Source organism: Peribacillus sp. SIMBA_075, assembly GCF_046534585.1.
Genome location: NZ_JAWRYN010000021.1, coordinates 1 through 18,647 on the forward strand (window position 1 = coordinate 1; position 18,647 = coordinate 18,647).

At 37.8% G+C, this 18,647-nt stretch carries 12 protein-coding genes and 1 pseudogene; 8 read left to right on the forward strand and 5 right to left on the reverse strand.

Annotated features, from left to right (window positions below; genetic code table 11):
• Positions 1-196: 196 nt before the first annotated feature.
• Positions 197-1,153, reverse strand: a complete 957-nt coding sequence (locus SB775_RS15790) for a patatin-like phospholipase family protein (RefSeq protein ID WP_410862145.1) — start codon at positions 1,151-1,153, stop codon at positions 197-199.
• Positions 1,154-2,225: 1,072 nt separating this feature from the next.
• Between SB775_RS15790 and SB775_RS15795 the strand changes: the two genes are divergently transcribed.
• Both SB775_RS15795 and SB775_RS15800 read left to right on the forward strand, forming a co-directional pair.
• Complete coding sequence (locus SB775_RS15795) at positions 2,226-2,354, forward strand: hypothetical protein (protein WP_410862146.1); 129 nt, start codon at positions 2,226-2,228, stop codon at positions 2,352-2,354.
• A 660-nt stretch (positions 2,355-3,014) separates the two neighbouring features.
• Positions 3,015-5,411 carry an immune inhibitor A domain-containing protein gene (locus SB775_RS15800; RefSeq protein ID WP_410862185.1) on the forward strand — a complete coding sequence of 799 codons (2,397 nt, stop codon included), beginning with the start codon at positions 3,015-3,017 and terminating at the stop codon, positions 5,409-5,411.
• Between the two features lie 1,062 nt (positions 5,412-6,473).
• On the opposite strand, the gene SB775_RS15805 is transcribed toward SB775_RS15800, so the two are convergent.
• Positions 6,474-7,952 (reverse strand): Lsa family ABC-F type ribosomal protection protein, encoded by a 1,479-nt coding sequence (locus tag SB775_RS15805; protein WP_410862147.1) that lies wholly within the window; start codon positions 7,950-7,952, stop codon positions 6,474-6,476.
• A gap of 842 nt (positions 7,953-8,794) precedes the next feature.
• Between SB775_RS15805 and SB775_RS15810 the strand changes: the two are divergent.
• Positions 8,795-9,106, forward strand: a pseudogene (locus SB775_RS15810) (IS3 family transposase); the annotation flags it as partial.
• Between the two features lie 72 nt (positions 9,107-9,178).
• Here SB775_RS15810 and SB775_RS15815 read toward each other — a convergent pair.
• Entirely contained in the window at positions 9,179-9,658 is a 480-nt protein-coding gene (locus tag SB775_RS15815) for a hypothetical protein (protein WP_089362299.1), read from the reverse strand.
• A 509-nt stretch (positions 9,659-10,167) separates the two neighbouring features.
• Entirely contained in the window at positions 10,168-10,338 is a 171-nt protein-coding gene (locus SB775_RS15820) for a universal stress protein (RefSeq protein ID WP_089362298.1), read from the reverse strand.
• A 95-nt stretch (positions 10,339-10,433) separates the two neighbouring features.
• On the opposite strand from SB775_RS15820, the gene SB775_RS15825 reads away from it, so the two are divergent.
• Genes SB775_RS15825 through SB775_RS15835 form a run of 3 tightly spaced genes read left to right on the forward strand, consistent with a single transcriptional unit; the run spans position 10,434 to position 14,100 of the window.
• Complete coding sequence (locus SB775_RS15825) at positions 10,434-11,912, forward strand: spore germination protein (protein WP_410862148.1); 1,479 nt, start codon at positions 10,434-10,436, stop codon at positions 11,910-11,912.
• A 20-nt stretch (positions 11,913-11,932) separates the two neighbouring features.
• On the forward strand, positions 11,933-13,027 hold the full coding sequence (locus SB775_RS15830) for a GerAB/ArcD/ProY family transporter (RefSeq protein ID WP_089362296.1): 1,095 nt from the start codon (positions 11,933-11,935) through the stop codon (positions 13,025-13,027).
• The gene (locus SB775_RS15835; protein WP_410862149.1) at positions 13,024-14,100 is read left to right on the forward strand and encodes a Ger(x)C family spore germination protein; all 1,077 of its coding nucleotides are present in this window, start codon (positions 13,024-13,026) and stop codon (positions 14,098-14,100) included. The genes SB775_RS15830 and SB775_RS15835 overlap by 4 nt, the downstream gene beginning before the upstream one ends.
• Before the next feature lie 286 nt (positions 14,101-14,386).
• Here SB775_RS15835 and SB775_RS15840 read toward each other — a convergent pair whose 3' ends face one another.
• Positions 14,387-14,974 carry a tyrosine-type recombinase/integrase gene (locus SB775_RS15840; RefSeq protein WP_410862150.1) on the reverse strand — a complete coding sequence of 196 codons (588 nt, stop codon included), beginning with the start codon at positions 14,972-14,974 and terminating at the stop codon, positions 14,387-14,389.
• A 767-nt stretch (positions 14,975-15,741) separates the two neighbouring features.
• Here SB775_RS15840 and SB775_RS15845 point away from each other — a divergent pair.
• Complete coding sequence (locus SB775_RS15845) at positions 15,742-16,944, forward strand: macrolide family glycosyltransferase (RefSeq protein WP_410862151.1); 1,203 nt, start codon at positions 15,742-15,744, stop codon at positions 16,942-16,944.
• 868 nt (positions 16,945-17,812) lie between these two features.
• The gene (locus tag SB775_RS15850) at positions 17,813-18,604 is read left to right on the forward strand and encodes a phosphotransferase (protein ID WP_410862152.1); all 792 of its coding nucleotides are present in this window, start codon (positions 17,813-17,815) and stop codon (positions 18,602-18,604) included.
• The last annotated feature ends 43 nt before the right edge of the window (positions 18,605-18,647 follow it).

The following is an 18,647-nucleotide window of genomic DNA, read 5'->3' on the forward strand; positions in this document are numbered from 1 at the left end:
CGCGGAAAGCGAGTGCCTGGAGTAGAAATCAACGGCCAAATTGTACAACTCATAAAAAATAGACAAACTCGATTTTCCTCGAGTTTGTCTACAGTCTAAAACAGCCAGGTTATGGCTGTTTTTCTATAAAAAATCCAAATGCTTTCAATAAAAACGAAAAATTCAATCACCCAATCGGATTTATGGGATAATTTGATTAATTCCAGTTTTTCTCTATAAATTGAACTGCAGGTTGTAAATTTGTTTTGTTAGCAATTGAAATGACAGCGGGAACCACAGAAGGGTCCGTTTTGGAGAAATTAGGGATCCGTGGATTTAACCGAAAAAAACGATCTCCTAGAAGCTGAGAACTGACCATGGATTCATAGTAACCGGATCCACTAGCGACAATCTGAAGAAATGGCAGTAAGGGTTCATTTGGAGATCGGTCCAAAAGAACTCCCCAATTTGGGGGAAGGTTCTTCATATTTTCGGGACGTATGTTATCTGCACTTACCATCCCCCATCCCTTCGTATCTCGTCTTAATCGAGTCGGCTCTTCACCTGTTCCAATGGATAATACCGCAATTTGATCCAACGGCTGTTTGGCCTTCCCCACCGCAAATGCGATACTGGCTGTACTGGGGTTGGTTGTTACTGTATACCCATCCACGTAGTTTTGATAGGCTCGTTGTGTCGCGGGAGCACCACTGCTCCGTAGTATTACATCACTCGCTTTCTCATTTAAATAGGGAGAGCCAGGAAAGTTGTGGAATAACACAGGAGTCCAACGATTCAGCTCCGGTGAGAATAAATGAAATGCAGGTACAACAATTCGTCTTTTTAAGTCTTTGAGGAGAAGATCTGATGGGAAAAATGTTTGTACCGCTTTAATGAAACCAGAATATGGCAATTGTTGGTTGAAAACAGGTCCACCTGGTCGGGAAACGCTGAAAGCCGGTAGGATTTCATCCTTAAAAAACTGGAGTGTCTCCTTCGGCGATCTTCCACTTGCTAACGCAAGGGCAGTGAATGAACCGATTGAATTTCCCGAAAAAACATTGGTTCGACTAATTAATTTTGGGTTTTGCCGAGCCAGTCTGTTCAAAAGTTGTAAACTTAAAGCACCTAAGGTACCGCCTCCATCAAAGGACATAATCCGATATTTTGTCAAAGCAGATTTCTCCTTTCTAATCTGATCACAAGTATCATTAAGTATATGTTTATTTTTTGTCTGTAGTATGGGTAATGAATACCTCTTTGACCTGAAATCCTTCAGGAGCCGGATTATGTAGCTAAACATCCAAGGAAAGACTCCATCAAGTATATAAAAAAATATTACGACAAGTGTAGAGGAGACTACGTTTGAGTGGCATTACGGGCCAGTGATGAAAAAGTCAGAAAGTACAACCCAAAAAAAGCTTGAAAGAAAATGAAAAAGCCATAGCGGTGGGCTACGGCCTACTAGCATGCCAAAATTTTAGCGGGGTGACAATCCCGATCTCAAACGGGGGCGACGGCTGCCTGTTCCGTCCTCAAACAGGTTATTTTGCAGCCTTGTGCACAATAGGTTATTGATTATTTTTATTATATATCGTGCGATCCTTTAAGATGGAGGCCGCTTTTTCCAAAAACAGGATTGTGAAGAATTACACTTAAACTACCATGAAAATTAAACACTAATAATCAGGAAAAAGACCATATTAAATAAAGCGCAAACTTCAATTTTTTGAAAAAGAGAGCAGCACCCTATTAAAGTTCTCCAAATAAATCGGTGGTTAGGATGCTTCTGAAATATTTACGAAGGGGGATAGGGTGGGACAACAAAACTTGCAGCTTGGAGATTTTTATTAAAAAGTTAGAGAAAAGGCGACTTAATTGTCGTTTTTATTTTGCACTCAGAATAAAGGTTTTGAATTACATATTCTCTTATTCAACGTAGCATCGTTCTAGTGAAATACATAAGTAATTTTTAAAAAAACTACTCGGTATGAGCGTCAAAAAGAACAATCATCAAAGACTAGGAGACAAATTTATTAGTTACTATAGTGAAGTTTACTTCTTAATTATTTTAGGAATAACCTCGATAGAATATATATTTTAATCTAATACTCAAGTTTACAAGGTGACCTAATATAAATGTTTTAAAATGATTTGATTGTGATTCGAATTGTATACGTAATCAATTAAAGGAGGTATGGTGATGTGCACCGATAAATCAATAAGTGGATTTAGGAGAGAATTGGATGACATACTTGAAACAATTCGTACGTAATCGGAGAAGAAGGGAAAAGACCGAGGTATTAACCGCACTCATTCCAGAAAGCTTGTACGGTGATTTCAAAGGTTACTGTGACGAATTTATTTATCAGTGAAGAGATTTGTCTGCTGAAAGAACGTGAAATGACAGGATATCTGGAGAATTAGCAATCAAGGACAAATACAAAATGAATGATGATGTAGTCAATGTAAATACAAAGGTAGTCAATAAGATTGCAAAAGATGTAATTCAAATACAAATAGATTCGTAACGACACAATGGCAAGTAGACGCACAGCTTCCATGTCCTTATAGTGGTCAGTGGGTGGCAGCGACTAACTTTTCCAGACATGCCAAACGACACTTAACAACCACACAGGATATCTTCACGAATGAAAAGTTTATAGATAAAATCAAAGAAATGATCCAGGCGAAAAAAGCTGAAATATGAACTAAATAAGTTGTAATTTTGGATTAACAATAGTTTAAGAATAAAGGGTACGTTCATTGCTATAAATCAGTTTTCATAGTTGTACCTGTAAATATGTATCTGTAGTAATTTACCTTAATGCAAGTGGTAACCTACTTGGTCTCGAGTGTTAAATTTAAGAATGTTTATTGAGAAAATATTTTTAATTATCTGATTAATCAATATATTAACCATTGCCATTTTGTAGCCTGTAGTATAAAATTCTATGAAACTCTTTCTTTTCGCAATTAGTTTCATAGACTTTTTTTAAGGGGGATGGACTTTGAATTGGAAAAAGAAAATTAGCATGCCATTATTATCTGCTGGACTTGCATTTAGTGCGTTTACACCCGGAGTTATAAGTCATGTGAATTTATCTCAAGAAGTTAAGGCTTCTGGAAAAGAGGGAGCACCAATTGATTTAGGGATTGCAAATGATGACCGGCTAATTGAGATGTTAAAGAAAAATGGAACGATTCCAAAAGATGCGACGGCCACAGAAGCAGATAAGGCATTACAAAAGTATTTACATAAGCTAGCGACGGCCTCGGAAACTAATAAAAAAGAAAATTCTTTTGAAAAGAAGCAGGCCGCACTAAAAGAACAAGTTAAAGCAAAAATGGATAGTAACGGTCTAAATGAGGGAAAAGGAAACAAGTCAGGGCAAGCAAAGCAAAATACTGTTTCCTCTGTCAAAAAAGAAGATTGGGATGGTACGGAAAGGAAAGACGAGGTCCTCGTTCTATTAATTGATTTTCCTAATCTTCCACACGGACAATTAACTTCCGATGAAACAGACATGTATTATAGCGGACCCGATGCATATTCCAACCAACATTATCAGGATATGATTTTCGGTGAAAATGGCTATGTCGGTCCGGATGGTAAAAAGAAGATCTCCATGAAACAGTATTACGAGCAACAGTCCGGCGGCAGTTATACGGTGGATGGTAAGGTTGCCGGCTGGTATACAGCCAAACATCCAGCTGCTTATTACGGTGCTCATGATGAAAATGCCGGTAATGATAAAAATCCAAGAGCACTTATTCGGGAAGCCCTTGCTGATGCGGCTAAAGATCCTTCAATTGATTTGAATCAATATGACAAAGAAGATCAGTTTGATTTGGACGGTGACGGCAATATGCGCGAACCAGATGGAATCATTGACCATGTCATGGTCATTCACTCTGGTGTCGGGGAAGAAGCAGGCGGCGGTAAAATTGGTGAAGAGGCAATTTGGTCTCACAGCTGGGATCTAGGCGGTCTCTACCCAATTCCCGAAACAAAAGCGGATGTAAACTATTTTGGTGTCGATAATTTGTTAGGACTAGCCTATACCATTGAACCAGAAGATGGAGCTGCGGGCGTATTTGCTCATGAATTCGGTCACGATTTAGGCTTGCCGGATGAGTATGACACCCTTTACAGCGGTTTAGGTGAACCAGTCAGCTACTGGTCACTCATGTCAAGTGGAAGCTGGACAGGGAAAATTCCAGGTACGGAACCATCTGGCTTCAGTCCATATGATAAAGAGTTTTTACAGCAAACGATGACAACAAATGACTTTATGCCAAACTGGCAGTCAGGAAGTCAAATAAACGTAAATGATGTTACTTCTAAAGGAACAGAGTACTTGCTTGATGAAGCAAGTACAAAAGGCACAAATGATGATGTTGTTAAAGTAAATCTTCCTGAAAAGGAGATATTAGTTAATACGCCTGCAAGTGGGAAGTCAGAGTACTTCAGTGGGAGTGGAAATAATCTAAGTAACAAAATGAACACGACTATTGACTTATCCAATGCTACTTCTGCTCAGCTTACATTTAAAACCTGGTACTCTATCGAACAAGATTATGATTATGCTACTGTTCGTGTCAATGGTCAAACGGTTCATGGTAACATCACAACGAAGGATGATCCTCAAGGGTCAAATCCAGGCAATGGTATTACAGGAGATTCCGGAAACAAATGGGTAGATGCAACATTTGATTTATCTCAATTTGCTGGCCAAAAAGTCCAATTAAGCTTCAATTATGTCACTGATGGCGGATTGGCAATGGCTGGTTTTTATGTTGATGATATCAAGGTAAGTGCGGGTGGCAGCACAATTCTGTCCGATGATGCGGAAGGAACTTCACCATTTACTTTTGTAGGTTTCTCCAAATCTGATGGCAAAAAACATGCAAGTCAGTATTACCTTCTTGAATGGAGATCCCATAACGGTTCTGATTCAGGTTTAGCCAATGTGAACCGTAAAGGAACCATGTTATCTTATGATCAAGGTTTAGTAGTTTGGTATGTTGATAACTCCTACGATAACAACTGGACAGGTCCAGACTACCACCCTGGTGATGGTTTCTTAGGTGTTGTCGACGCCGACCAGCACAATAATATCTGGCATAATAAGGACTGGAAGGATCCAAACGGTGTATATGATGTTAATAAAGTCCTTGGGTCAAACAGCTATCAAATGCATGATGCAGCATTTAGCTTAAACAAAGGTAGTAAAGTGACCATTGGTGATTCTTCTTTCTACTTGAAAGATAACTTTACTCAAAGCAATGCCATGTTTGATGATAATCAGAATTACAGTAATACCCAAGCTCCTGACGTTGGCCGTAATATTCCAAAATTCGGACTAAAGGTTCGCGTAGTTGGCCAAAGTGCTGACGGTACTGTAGGTAAAATTTTACTTTATAAATAATAAGGTGGTTCTCGTATTTAAAGTGTATCCCTTGTAAAGGGTATTTAAAAAAAAGCTAGAAAGCATTGAACAGATGATCCCTGTATTGTGAAGTGAACCCAATAAGTTAGACAAAGTATTTTAAGCAGCTACTAAGGATTGGATCCTGTATTTTACAGGACTCAATCCTTTTAGTTTTGCTTACTTCATACTTCTAAGCTACATTTTTAAAAGATTCATGACCCTCAATAAAAAAATGAACGGCAGCTAGCTTAGTTTCTAACGAATATTTTCTCATAAAAAAACCTCCCCAATAGGCAAACAGATTTTATTTTTTAATCTGTCTACTTATTGGGGAGCGTATCATTGTTAATTGTGACTAACAATTGGGGTGCAGTTCATACTGAGGGGCTCTGTTTTTTCAAAGCCGATAATTAATGCTCTACAGGAATGCTAAAGGGGGCAGCATTCCATATGTTCAATTCAATTTTCCTCACTTATTATAGGTGGTTTTCGTTGTTAGCTTGTAATAAAGTTTGATCAAAGGCATGCTTCAAAAATTGATTTTTCAACAGAAGAAATCCAAACATTTTGAAAAAAGTTTGGTCAAAATGCTTGGGTTGTTTTTTGCTAGTGAATGATTTTTTATAAAAAAGTTTAATGTTGTTTTAGAATAAAGTTGGTTCAAATAAATGCAAATAACCTCGATAAAAGAACAAAAAGAAAGTGCGTGTTTTGAAAAAGATTGATCAAAACTTGCTCTTGAAATATTCTAACAAACTATTTTTGTATAAATAAGTTTAATCAAGTCGTGACTTTATTTTATCTTCAAAATTGAATATTACAAAATTAATCCTGTGTCATTCAAACTTAAACATCTTCTTTAATAGCAGGAAAACCTAATGGTCTTATATATTCCCATATATGAGTGCATTTCGTTAAAGTATTTCCTATTTCCCCAATAAAAAGCCTAATTTCTCAATTTATTGTAGAGGAATTAGGCCTTTTTTCACTACTTCATTAAAGCGCCTTATAGTTTAATGACTTGATTTACTGATTATACTTTCAATCATTCACTTTGAACTACATAGATATAGTTTTTGTTGCAACTGTTTGTTGAAATGCCTGATCATGCTCAACAATAACCATTGTGGGATTAAATTGTTGAATAAGCTCTTCAATCTGCATACGCGAATAAATATCAATAAAATTTAATGGTTCATCCCATATATATAAATGAGCTTTTTCACATAAACTTTTAGCGATAAGCAGCTTTTTCTTTTGTCCACCAGAATAATGAGATATATCTTTCTCAAATTGAATTCGCTCAAAATCCATCTTACGTAGGATAGATTTAAATAATGTCTCATCAATCTCATGCTCTTCAATAAAATCTGATAACGATCCTTTCAAATGAGAAGTATCTTGTTGGACATAGGAAACGATGAGTCCTGAGCCTAAATTAACTGAGCCTGTATGCTGTATCGGATGTCCTAGAATTAGTTTTAGGATACTACTTTTCCCACTTCCATTCTTTCCATCAAGTACAATTCGGTCACCTTGTTCAACTATAAAGCTAATTGGCTCATTCACTATTTGGTCATCATACTTAACAGATACATCAGCCAAAACAACCAATTCATTTGACTGGAATTTCAATTGTTCTAATTTTAACGAATCAGTTTTCTCTACATTTTTTAGTAATTTTGACTTTTCTTCAATAGCTTTTTGTTTCCTTGATTCAAGGTTCTTCGATCTCTTCATCATCTTGGCCGCTTTATGCCCTACAAAACCTTTGTCCAACTTGGAACCAGAATTCCTTGTCCCGTTTTTAGTGGCTTCCACTTGATGAGACCAACCTTCTGAACGCTTTGAAGACTGTTTTAATCTCCCTATGTCTTTTTGTAGCCGCTCATTTGTTGCTTCTTCGTGTTCCTGCTGTCTATCAAAATTTAACTTCCAAGAAGAATAGTTACCACTTTGGACTTCAATGTTTGCTCTATTTATAGATAAGATATGGTCAACGCACCCGTCTAAAAAGATTCTGTCATGTGAAATTAAAATAAATCCTTTTTTCTTCCTTAGATAATCAGAAACCATCTTTCGTGCATCAGTATCTAGATGATTTGTTGGCTCATCAATTAATAGAAATTGACCCTCATTCAAAAACAGTGCAGCAAGCAATACCTTTGTTTGTTCTCCATTTGATAATGTTTTAAATGGTCGGTACATGACCTCGGCATCAACATTTAAATAGGATATTTCACGAAGAAATTCCCAATCTTCTGCTTGGGGACAAATTTCTTCAAGGATTTCATGAGTAAACTTGTTCTTATCTGAAACTGGGTAAGGGAAAAAATTAAATTCTACCGAAGAAGTGATTTTCCCACTATACTCATAATTCCCTAATAATAAATTAAAGAATGTCGTTTTTCCTCGTCCGTTTCTACCGATAAATCCTAGTTTCCAATCCGTATCCATTTGAAAGTTTACACCTTCAAAAATATTATCAAAGCTACCTGGATATGAAAAAGTTAAGTCTTGAACTTTTATCATTGACATAATAATTCCTCCTTTATATATCGACACTTTTCATATAAAGTCGGAATATCCATCAATTTATTAATTCCTCCATATAAGTTTGATGGATACTAACGACTTATATAGAGCATTACATGTGTAACAATAGTGTCTGAATTACTCATTTTTCTCTCTCCTTTGTTTGTGGGGTTAAAGTTACGGATTAATAAATATCGACTTATCTATAAGAGAATAAAAAAAACCTCCCAATTTATAATTGGAAGGATTAGTCTTTCACTCATACTAAATAAGTCCTTATTAATCATTGGAATCATGATAAATAAAGTATGAACTGATTTATAAAAATGGATAGACCAACCCTATTTTTTTAGTTTGAATATTAATTTCAAATTAAAATATAGATTAGTTAATCATTATTCAACCATCAGTCCTCTCATAATTCTATTTTTAAAATAACATTCTTTTATACGGAATGCAATATGTGAATCATTTTCACCTAATCCTATATCCAAACTATTTAAAATTCTTCAATCAAAGAGATAAAGCATCGCATCATTTTTATAAACATCGCAACTTTGTTCAAAGCTTCGCGTCTTTTTTACAAACATATACTCGTTACTTTTTATGCACTTTTACAAGCTTCTGAATTTAATATATTATAACTCCTTGTTGAACTAAACTGTCCCTTTAGTGCCATAAGAGAAAGGCTGCCCTAGCAACCTTCCTTATTGAAGTAAAGTATCAGTTAGTTCTTTAAGCTTTTTTTCTTTTCTTCCAGTCTGTCCCTTAATTTGTTAAAGTTTTGGACTCCCTCAGGCATTGATAATTTTTTTGCTAACAAACTCCCTTTTAGGGAGATTAAGTTGGCTAAAGGTGCCTTTATCCACTCCAATCAAGGAACCCACTATACACACACAGACTTTCGAAGGTTAGTAAAAAAGTATAAATTGGGCCAGTCTATGTCCAGAAGGGGGACTTGTTGGGACAATGCCCCGCAAGAATCATTCTTTGGACATTTTAAGGACGAAGCTTATATAAAGCCATGCCAGACTTTAGGGGAGTTAAGAAGGGAAATCAAAGAATATATGACTTATTATAACCAGTATAGATATCAGTGGGATTTAAAAAAGATGACCCCTGTTCAATACAGAGATCATCTTCTAGAGATAGCCTAACCTTTTTTTAAAATTGTCCTTTACATAGGGTACAGTTTATAACAGAGACCTCCTTTCTTATACTCCCTAATGCTAAACATTCTCTTTGCTGTCATTTACTTGTTTTGCTACTTTTTGGTGAATTTCTGTTTCAATTACATCAATAAGATCATCCTCAATCTTTTGATTGGGCTGAGGATGGAACCATTGTATTTCTCCTTCGTGAACAAATCCTTTGTATTCCTCTCCTTGCACTTGCAAAGAAAATTGTTGGCGTTCATGTACCCGGTCTTCAAATGCTGGTTTTAATTCAAGGTCTGTAATCTCTTTTGGAATTCCATTGTGCCGCATTAATGATTGTATGGTAGATTCAATTGTTTCTACCTTACTTTCACCAATCATTTGTTTCGGGTGTGGGTGGAGCCAATAGATCTCATCATCATGAAAATGCCCCTTGAATTCATCGCCTTCGACCTTAAAAGCGAATGCGTGTCGCTCATGAACACGATTCTCAAACACTTTTTCGACTTCAAAATCTTCAAGTTCGGGTTTTGCATTCATATCTTCAGACATAATATAACCCCTCTCATGAAAGTTTGCACTTGAATTTTTTTACTGGACTATCGTAAATATTCTAGAGTTACAAAACGTTCTAATATCGGAGTAATAGTCCATTAATTGCCTATTATATAGTTCTTTATTTACGACTGTCCATTTAAAAGGTAAAATTCATGAAAAATCAGTCTTTAATAACACAATAGGACAAGGAGAACTGTAAATTGGGGTATACGGTATAAGTGTCATCTGCTCGTTTACTATTAAGGATCTCCATCCGATGGATGTATTAGTATTTCCGCAATGAGCTTGGTGTACAATTATTCCACTTCTCGCTGAAGACCTTATGGAACTGATTCAATAATCGTTCAATGGAGTTCGCAAGGATTCGTATGCTGAGGCCGGGCACCAGTCTGGAAATTCCAAATTTAACTGGATTGCAGGGGTTATGATCTCCTTGTTTTCCTCATCTAGTAGTTGGTCTAGATTGACATTCAAAATGTTTTCTTGCAAGGGAAGATCTTTATTCACTGCAGTATCGTCAACTTTTCAGATCCAACCTTCTTTTTGGCTAATTTAGCTGCATGATGCAGGGCATGAGACGAAGTCGTCGAGCCATCAAATGCTACTAAGATTTTTTTAAAAAATACATATCTTCCTTTCTTGTGTAGTTTACCAAGCCCTATGTTATTCAACATTGATAAGTGTATAAATATTGTTTGCTATATCCATATTAAAATTATCGAATTTACTTTTCCCCAGAGCAATATCAAAGGGAGGTGTTAAATTTCCAATGCGGAAACCAGATTCAGCTTTTCAAAAAAGCGAGCTTGCCAAGCTTTTAACAGCGTGCGGAGAGTCAGCAGACTTTCTTACTTTCAGGCTCCATGAAAACTCTCCCTTTTTCATTGCCTATTTTAAAACTTTAGTTAAACCAGAGATTATTCACCACGATATTCTCCCTACAGTTAAAGAAGATAAGCTTTATACTTTAGGAGAAATAAAAGAAAAGCTATCAATCGGGGATCTTTCTATTACGGACAATATACCGGATATTCAAGATAAATTAATGACTGGAAATTTGATTTTTTACAAGAAAGAAGGGCAGCCTGCCTGCCTGGCTGTTCCGGCACTAGCCGTCGAAAAGCGGCAAGTATCCACTCCGGAAACGGAATACTCAGTGGTTGGGCCGAAGGAAGCTTTTGTTGAATCACTCGATACAAATTTAAATCTCGTGCGTAAACGCCTGCCGATTCTCGAGCTGCAGGTAAAAGAACAGATGGTCGGTAAGTTATCAAAAACCCGGGTCGCGGTCGTGTACGTGAAAGGAATCGCTGACCCGGAAAACGTGAATACGGTCATCCAGCGGATTCAAGGGATTGAATACGATGAAATTGTAGACAGTTCGTTTCTCAGCCAAATGATCGCCGATAATAAAAACTCTCCATTCCCACAGTTCATCGACACAGAGAGGCCTGATAGGCTTGCCGCAGTACTAGCTGAAGGGAAAGTTGCCATCTTTTCGGACGGATCGCCCACTGCGATATCAGGTCCCGTATCATTAATTACATATTTCGCGGCATTTGAAGACTATCTTTCCATTTGGAATGTCGCATCCGCTTTCCGGCTTCTCCGGCTCTTTGCGGTTATTTTCTCTGTTTTAGCCTCATCGACATATGTAGCCGTTTTAACTTATCATTATGAAATGATCCCCAGGGATGTACTGAGCTTGCTGATTACATCAAGGGGAAGTATTCCGTTTCCACCCTTTTTGGAAGCTATTCTCCTTGAATTGGCGATTGAGCTTTTGCGGGAGGCAGGCGCTCGGCTGCCGACAAAGATTGGCCAAACGATTGGGATTGTAGGCGGAATTGTGCTCGGAACAGCGGCTGTTCAAGCAGGTTTGACAAGTAATGTACTGCTTATTGTCGTGGCCACAGGCGCACTTGCTTCTTTCACTACTCCTATCTACCAGCTCAGCAACGCGATCCGCCTGATTCGCTTTCCATTTATCATGCTTGCCCAGCTGCTAGGCCTTGTCGGAGTCGCCGTCTGCTTTGCTTTTCTTATGTCTCATTTATTAAAGCTGACTTCTCTCGGTCGTCCTTTTCTTGAGCCGATCTATCCTTTGCGCGTGGAGGATTTTAAAGACTCTATTATTCGACTGCCATTCACCAAGCAAGCACCACGGCCCCTCCAAATAAGAGCAAAAGACCGTGTGAGATTTCAGCAGGAGGCTCCGCAAAAAAAAGATTGGGATATTGACGACTAAATTGCATATGGAGGTGCTGTATGCTGCCCTTACCGCCGGAGAGCCGGAAAGTTTCTCCTTTCTTTGTTTTTTATCTTATTGTCTCGGCGCAATTTGGCTTGAGCGTTTTCAGCTTTCAACGGTATATTGTTAAAGCTGTGGGCAATGATGCCTGGATTGCTGTTATTATCGCCGGTCTCTCGATTCACATTGTCTTGTGGATGATTTATCAAATATTAAATAAAGGAACGAATGATATTACTGTTATCCACAAGGAACTGTTTGGAAAAGGGCTTGGAGGGCTCCTCAGTTTGGCTTTGATTGTTTATTTGCTGACTTTGGCTGTCTCTGTGTTCCGTAATTATATCGAATTGATTCAAGTCTGGATCTTTCCGCAATTGGAAACATGGTATATGGCCCTGATTCTTTCATCGCTCGTTTATGTGTATGTAATCGGAGGCTTTCGAGTCGTTGTTGGGATTTGCTTCCTCAGTTTCATCTTAACGACTCCTATATTTTTTATAATGTTAGAGTTCCCATTACGGCACGTGCAGTTTTCTCATCTTTTGCCTATTTTGGATCATACGGCAGTTGAGTTCTTATCCGCCTCTAAAAAGATGACGTATAGTTTAACGGGATTTGAAACACTTTTTTTCTTTTATCCTTTTATAAAAAATGCTCCATGCTCGCAAAAGTGGGTGCATTATGGAGCGGCGTTCAGTACTTTTTGTTATTTAGTAATAATGATCGTTTCCCTTATGTACTTTACTAAGGCTCAATTAATTGAGTCGATTTGGCCGACATTAACTTTTTGGAAAATTGCTGATTTTCCTTTTCTTGAAAGATTTGAGTTTATGGGGATCTCCATTTGGCTGTTTAACGTACTTAATAGTGTTTGTTTGCTTATTTGGGCCGGCACGAGAGGACTGAAGCAGCTGTTTACCGTGAAGCAAAAACATAGCCTTATTGTAGTCCTCATCATGACAGCTGTGGTGGCTGTTCTCTTGAAAAACCGCGAGCAGATCGAGCAGCTAAATACAATAATTGGCTTCGTGAGTCTTTACGTCATTTATGCCTATATTCCATTTCTCTTCTTTTACCAAATGATTAAAAGTAAAATGAGGCGAACGTCATGAAAAAGTACCTCTATTGGAGCATCTTTACGCTCATCTTGCTGTTCAATTATTCCATTGAAACAAAGATACTTGAAGATATCCAGCACGTTTCGGCCATTGGTTATGACTATGTGGACGGGGACCGGATGAAGGGAACAGCCGCCGCTCCTTTTTATCCTGCGGGGTTAGATGTTAAGCCGCTCAATGCCTTCTTTACGGCGGTCGGACATACCATTCTAGACATCTTACAAAAGCAGCAGATGGAGGCCCAAAGAAAGCTCGCCACGGGACGTTTGCAAAATTTTTTGATTAGTAAAGAGCTGGCAAAACACGGAGTCGCCGAGCTTACTGATCCGCTTGGACGCTCTACCGATATTGGCAGAGATGTTTACATGGCGGTCGTCGACGGCAGCGTAGAGGAACTGTTAACTTTTGAGTATCCTAATGCGCCGACATCTGCTGAATATCTTTCCGATTTCATGGAGAGAAATCTGAAGGATATTATTCCTCAGCCAACTGTTCATGCTTTCCTGGATCAATATGAAGGGTTCAATCAAGATCCTTTTCTACCTATTATTAGGAAAAAAGACGATCATATTCAATATAAAGGTCTCGCTCTTTTTAAGGATGATCTCTACGTAGGAGAGCTTTCCAATAAGGACAGTTATATATTTAAACTCTTTTACGAAAAGACTAAAACAGGCACATATGAAATAAGCTTCAAAAATAAAAAGTACATTGCTACTGAAAATATTCGATCCAAAGTGAAATATAAAGTGTCCGGCAGCCAAGACAATCCGCGGGTGTCGGTTCATGTCTCGGTGATAGGAGAGGTTAAAGATGCTTCCAGCGTATTGAAGAAAGGGAACACTATGAAAGAAGTGGAGCAGGAATGGAGCAAAGAGACGACGGAAAGAGCGGAAAAAATGATGAGGAAATTTCAGGAGCTAAAGATTGATCCGCTCGGAATCGGCGAAAAAGTCCGGAGCCATTTTCGGAACTTTGATAAAGAAGCATGGAGAGACCGCTACCCAACCGTTCCTGTTCAATTTTATATGAAGGTTCGTATTGTGAACACCGGCATCACCGAATAGAAAGTGACGTCAAAAAAGGGAGCGACCCAAAAGGATCTAAATTAGTCCCCTTGAGGCGCTCCTTTTTTCCCACCCTTTCAATTTAGTTCAAGTAATTGGACTATATTTTGCAGAAAAAAACAAGAAGAATATGTGCTCTAAATAAAGAGCCTAAACATAATATACTAGGCGGTATAACCATGAACGATTCCAAGGAAATGATTGTTCAAATTTACGAATAAGTTCTTAGTTATCAGCGATATGCTTCAAAAACTTCTCTAAATAGGACGACTTTCTTCTATTATATTTACTCTCCAAACACATCTGATTTACACAAATGAATCGCATGGCGTTCTTTTTCAAAAACCTTTTGCAAATAAATTTCTATAGTGGATAGCTGCTCATGGCCCAGACTCTTCATAATCTGATAGACATTAACTCCATTTAAGTGAGAAATGATGGCGAAAGCATGCCTAAAGGTATGAGGACCAACGGAAGAAGAACGGAACTTCAAAAAGAGCAATCCACTCTCTTTTATGACTTTTGTTAAGAATTGAGACAAATAAGAGGGAGAGTAGGCACGGCCGGTATTGGTCGTAAAGAGAGGTTCGTCTCCTTCTGCTGCATCTATATCGTCGATGCCTCTAGCGGAACGGAACATTCGAATACTATTCATTCCTTTTTCAATGGTATTTGCCTTTTTTACTCCCTTACCTAGGACCTCTAAAAAATACGTACTGGAAATGGAATCATATTGAAGATCCTTGACTCGGAGTCTTGTAAACTCTTCATTACGCATGCCTGTCATCGTTAGGATATGAATAATCGAAAAAACGATGGGGTGGTTAATTTCCCTGAAGTGATCAAGTAGCTGAATGATTTCCTTTGGTCCCAAATCCCGTTGGGCCGATCATCTTTATGAACATTAAAGAAACCTTCATGAATAGGTTCCGTGATATAGCCTGCTTCCGAACAGGAATTTCAAAAAACTCTTAATGATGGTTGTCTTTCTGGATAATGTGGCAACGGAATATGCTCCTTTTGTTAAGACATAGGGGCTTTTTTACCTTCGAATGTGCCGGCTAGATAAAGATTTAAAAAGGGTACCCTCCACAACTTTTTCCAAGTCTACATGGATTTCCATTGAATAAGTGGGTAATTGTTCAATAAATTGAAGAAGTTCTCGCTCATTGGCTTGGAAGGTGCGGGTGGACTTTTCATGTTGCAGTTATAAATGCTCTCGCCGTTGAAGAAACCACTGTAGCATGTCTACATCGCTAAAACCTGAAAAAGGATTTTGTCCATTCTTTTCTGTCATATATAATCGTTCTTGTAACTTGGGATTTAACTGTTCTTAATTAAGAGGTGACCTAGTTAATGGGGAAATCAGTAATGCTTGAAGCGTATAACCCTAAGTAGGCCGTTTATATGTTTTTTCTTATTTAGTATTGGGACAGGTAATTGAAAAACAATTTAAAGAAAATCGGTAATGGTGAAGAGAGTGTGAGGATTTTCACTAAACAGGGCAATTTAGTTAAAAATGATACTTGATTGCACTTGCTAAAAGAACCCACGGAGTTTTAACATAGTTAAGAAAGGTATGGGTCAGTGCCCCATACTCTTACAAAATCAAGTGAACGTTTTACTTAAGGAGTGGTTATAATGGCACGTGTTTTATTTATTAATGGTGGATCAGAAGGACATATCAATCCAACTATTGGAGTTGTGCATGAGCTTATTTCGCGTGGAGAAGAGGTGGTGTACTTTACGATAGAAGCTTTTCGAGAGCGTATTGAGAAGACCGGAGCTACTGTACGAACATTAGACGGTGAAAAATTCGTAAAAGCCTTTATCTCTGGTGGAAGAAATTATTTACTCGAAAGAATCAACGGTCTTTTGCATACAGCAGATGTCGTGATACCTAGTGTTCTGAAGCAAATCGAAGGAGAACATTTTGATTATATCATCCACGATTCCATGTTTGGTTGTGGATATTTACTTGCAGAAATACTTAAACTTCCGGCAATTAATTCTTGTACATCTTTTGCGCAGACAAAAGCATCATTCGATAAAATGTTGGAACAACTTTCTAAAAAAATCCCTACAGAAAGAGTTAAACCTATATACGATGAATTTCAAAGCCTGACGGCAATGGTGAAGGAAAAATATGATGTGGTGATCGATTCTCCTTACGAAGTTTTTTGTAATCCTGCACCACTTACAATCATTTATACAACTAGGGAGTTTCAACCTTTCGGAGAACTATTCAACCAAACTTACAAATTTGTTGGTCCATCCATCTCCACACGATTAAAGCAAGAAAACCTCGACCTTACTTCAATCAAAGGAAAAAGCCCAATTTACATTTCACTGGGTACTGTCTTTAACCAAGAAATTGATTTCTATAAGCTATGTTTTAAGGCATTCGAGGCCACTGATCATACTGTCTTGATGTCTATCGGGAAAAATGCTCAAATATCTGACTTGGGGGAGATTCCTAGAAACTTCATTGTGAAAAATTATGTTCCACAAACTGAGGTGCTGAAATACACGAAATTATTTATCACTCATGGTGGAATGAACAGTACCAATGAGGGTCTCTACTACGGGGTTCCGCTAATTGTAATTCCGCAAAGTGCGGATCAGCCGGTAATTGCCAAGCAAGTTGCCAATATAGGAGCAGGTATTCAATTACAAATGCAAAGTTTGACGGCAAATCAACTTAATGAAGCGGTAGATCATTTGTTAAACCACCCATCCTTCCATAAAGCTGTTTCAAATATTAGTGAATCCTTTCAAAAATCGGGTGGGTATCATCAAGCTGTCGATGAGATTTTCCAATTTAAAAGCCAATATGATATATAAATATAAAGATTTCCTCAGCTGCCATTATTGGCGGCTTTTTTTAGTTGTTTCGGCAACTTCTGTTTTTAATTAAGTAATGGAACAGGAACTATTATAAACGCTAGATTGTGCTCACAACGATATGGATTAGAAAAAGAGAATTTGAGGTTCATTAATGAAAATCACGGAGACTTTGTGAAAGTTTGGCCAAATGCAGTTTAATCCTTTGTTTTTTGTGGGTAGCGGGGGGAAATCCGAATTGGTATTTATGAATGCAGCATTCGTCCAGGGAATTGCTTGCCAACTTCTTGTATGGTTCCGCAGTGGGCTGCTCTGCATTAAAGACTCTTGAATACCATCCAATTAAGTAAAGATACCCTAAACGGTTATCCAGTACATGTCCTGGCAATGGAGGATTCGCCAGAGGAGTAGGGGCTATCTCGGGCTTATCATAACAGGAGAGGCAAAGGGCTTATAAAAGTCATGAATTTGGAAGTGAATCCGCGATATGGTTCAAGGATTAGAGAACAATTTGAAGAAGGATGGAATCATTAAGGCTGTGGGTATAAGGTAAAAACATAACACCTGGTTGAAGGCGCGTTTCCAAATAGCCCCACCTAATGAAGTCACGGGAATGGGAGATGATCTTTGTTGAATGGTATGACGGACAGGGAGACTGTTGCAACCAGGGAATGGTTGAAGAAAAGCAGGTTTATCCTGTAACGATTATAAAGGAAAGTATGGATCGGGGGTTAATCCATTTTAGAGGCAGCTCTAAGGAAATCGGAATCTCCAGTACCTTGTCTCGGTATAAATTGAAAGAGATTAGTTTAACAAACAGGATTTATTTTATGGTTTATAGAAAGTCATATCAAGGAGGGATATTTAAATGTCAAAACATGAAAACGAAGAGATGCTAACAGGAGGGAATGTCTCTAGGGTTTATCGTTCGGGAGATACTGTGCGACGAGAATTAAAGCCAGATAGTCCCAAAATTCATAAGCTATTAAAGCATTTGGAGAACAAGGGTTTCAGTTATGCCCCAAAGTTGTTAGGTATTGATGAAAAAGGAAGGGAGATATTATCATTTATTGAAGGAGAAGCTGGTAATTATCCCTTAAAAGAATACATGCGGTCTAATGATGTCTTAATAGAAATAGCGAAAATGCTCCGTCTTTATCATGATGCTGTCAGTGATTTTTCATTTGATGATAGCTGGGAATCGATAGATAACACCCCCCAACAATTTGAGGTACTATGCCATAATGATTTTGCGATATACAACATTATTTTTAAACATGAAAGACCAATAGGTATTATTGATTTCGATGTTGTTGGACCTGGCCCAAGACTTTGGGACATGGCTTATACTCTTTATAATTGCGTCCCCTTAAGTAGATTTTACCTTTCTGAAACAGGTGAGAGAGTTTATTATAATTCATTACAGCATGCTAACCGTATAAAACAAAGAGTTAGATTGTTTTTTGAATCTTACGGTGAAGGAATAGACGAAGCTTATTTGGAAATGGTATTGCTACGATTAGAGGGGTTATGTAAAACAATTACAAAAAAAGCCAGTGAAGGTGACATTGCATTTCAAAAGATGAAAGATGAAGGGCATCTTGAACATTACCAAAACGATATTAAATTCATTTGTGAACATGGAAAAGAGTGGATTTAAAGGTAGGCTTTTGTTGAACTCCCATGAAAATTTAAAAAGCACA

Coding starts and splice junctions, on each gene's coding strand:
- SB775_RS15795 (WP_410862146.1), top strand. CDS start 2,226: ATGACATACTTGAAACAATTCGTACGTAATCGGAGAAGAAGGGAAAAG.
- SB775_RS15800 (WP_410862185.1), top strand. CDS start 3,015: ATGCCATTATTATCTGCTGGACTTGCATTTAGTGCGTTTACACCCGGA.
- SB775_RS15805 (WP_410862147.1), bottom strand. CDS start 7,952: ATGTCAATGATAAAAGTTCAAGACTTAACTTTTTCATATCCAGGTAGC.
- SB775_RS15815 (WP_089362299.1), bottom strand. CDS start 9,658: ATGTCTGAAGATATGAATGCAAAACCCGAACTTGAAGATTTTGAAGTC.
- SB775_RS15820 (WP_089362298.1), bottom strand. CDS start 10,338: ATGTTGAATAACATAGGGCTTGGTAAACTACACAAGAAAGGAAGATAT.
- SB775_RS15825 (WP_410862148.1), top strand. CDS start 10,434: ATGCGGAAACCAGATTCAGCTTTTCAAAAAAGCGAGCTTGCCAAGCTT.
- SB775_RS15830 (WP_089362296.1), top strand. CDS start 11,933: ATGCTGCCCTTACCGCCGGAGAGCCGGAAAGTTTCTCCTTTCTTTGTT.
- SB775_RS15835 (WP_410862149.1), top strand. CDS start 13,024: ATGAAAAAGTACCTCTATTGGAGCATCTTTACGCTCATCTTGCTGTTC.
- SB775_RS15845 (WP_410862151.1), top strand. CDS start 15,742: ATGGCACGTGTTTTATTTATTAATGGTGGATCAGAAGGACATATCAAT.
- SB775_RS15850 (WP_410862152.1), top strand. CDS start 17,813: ATGTCAAAACATGAAAACGAAGAGATGCTAACAGGAGGGAATGTCTCT.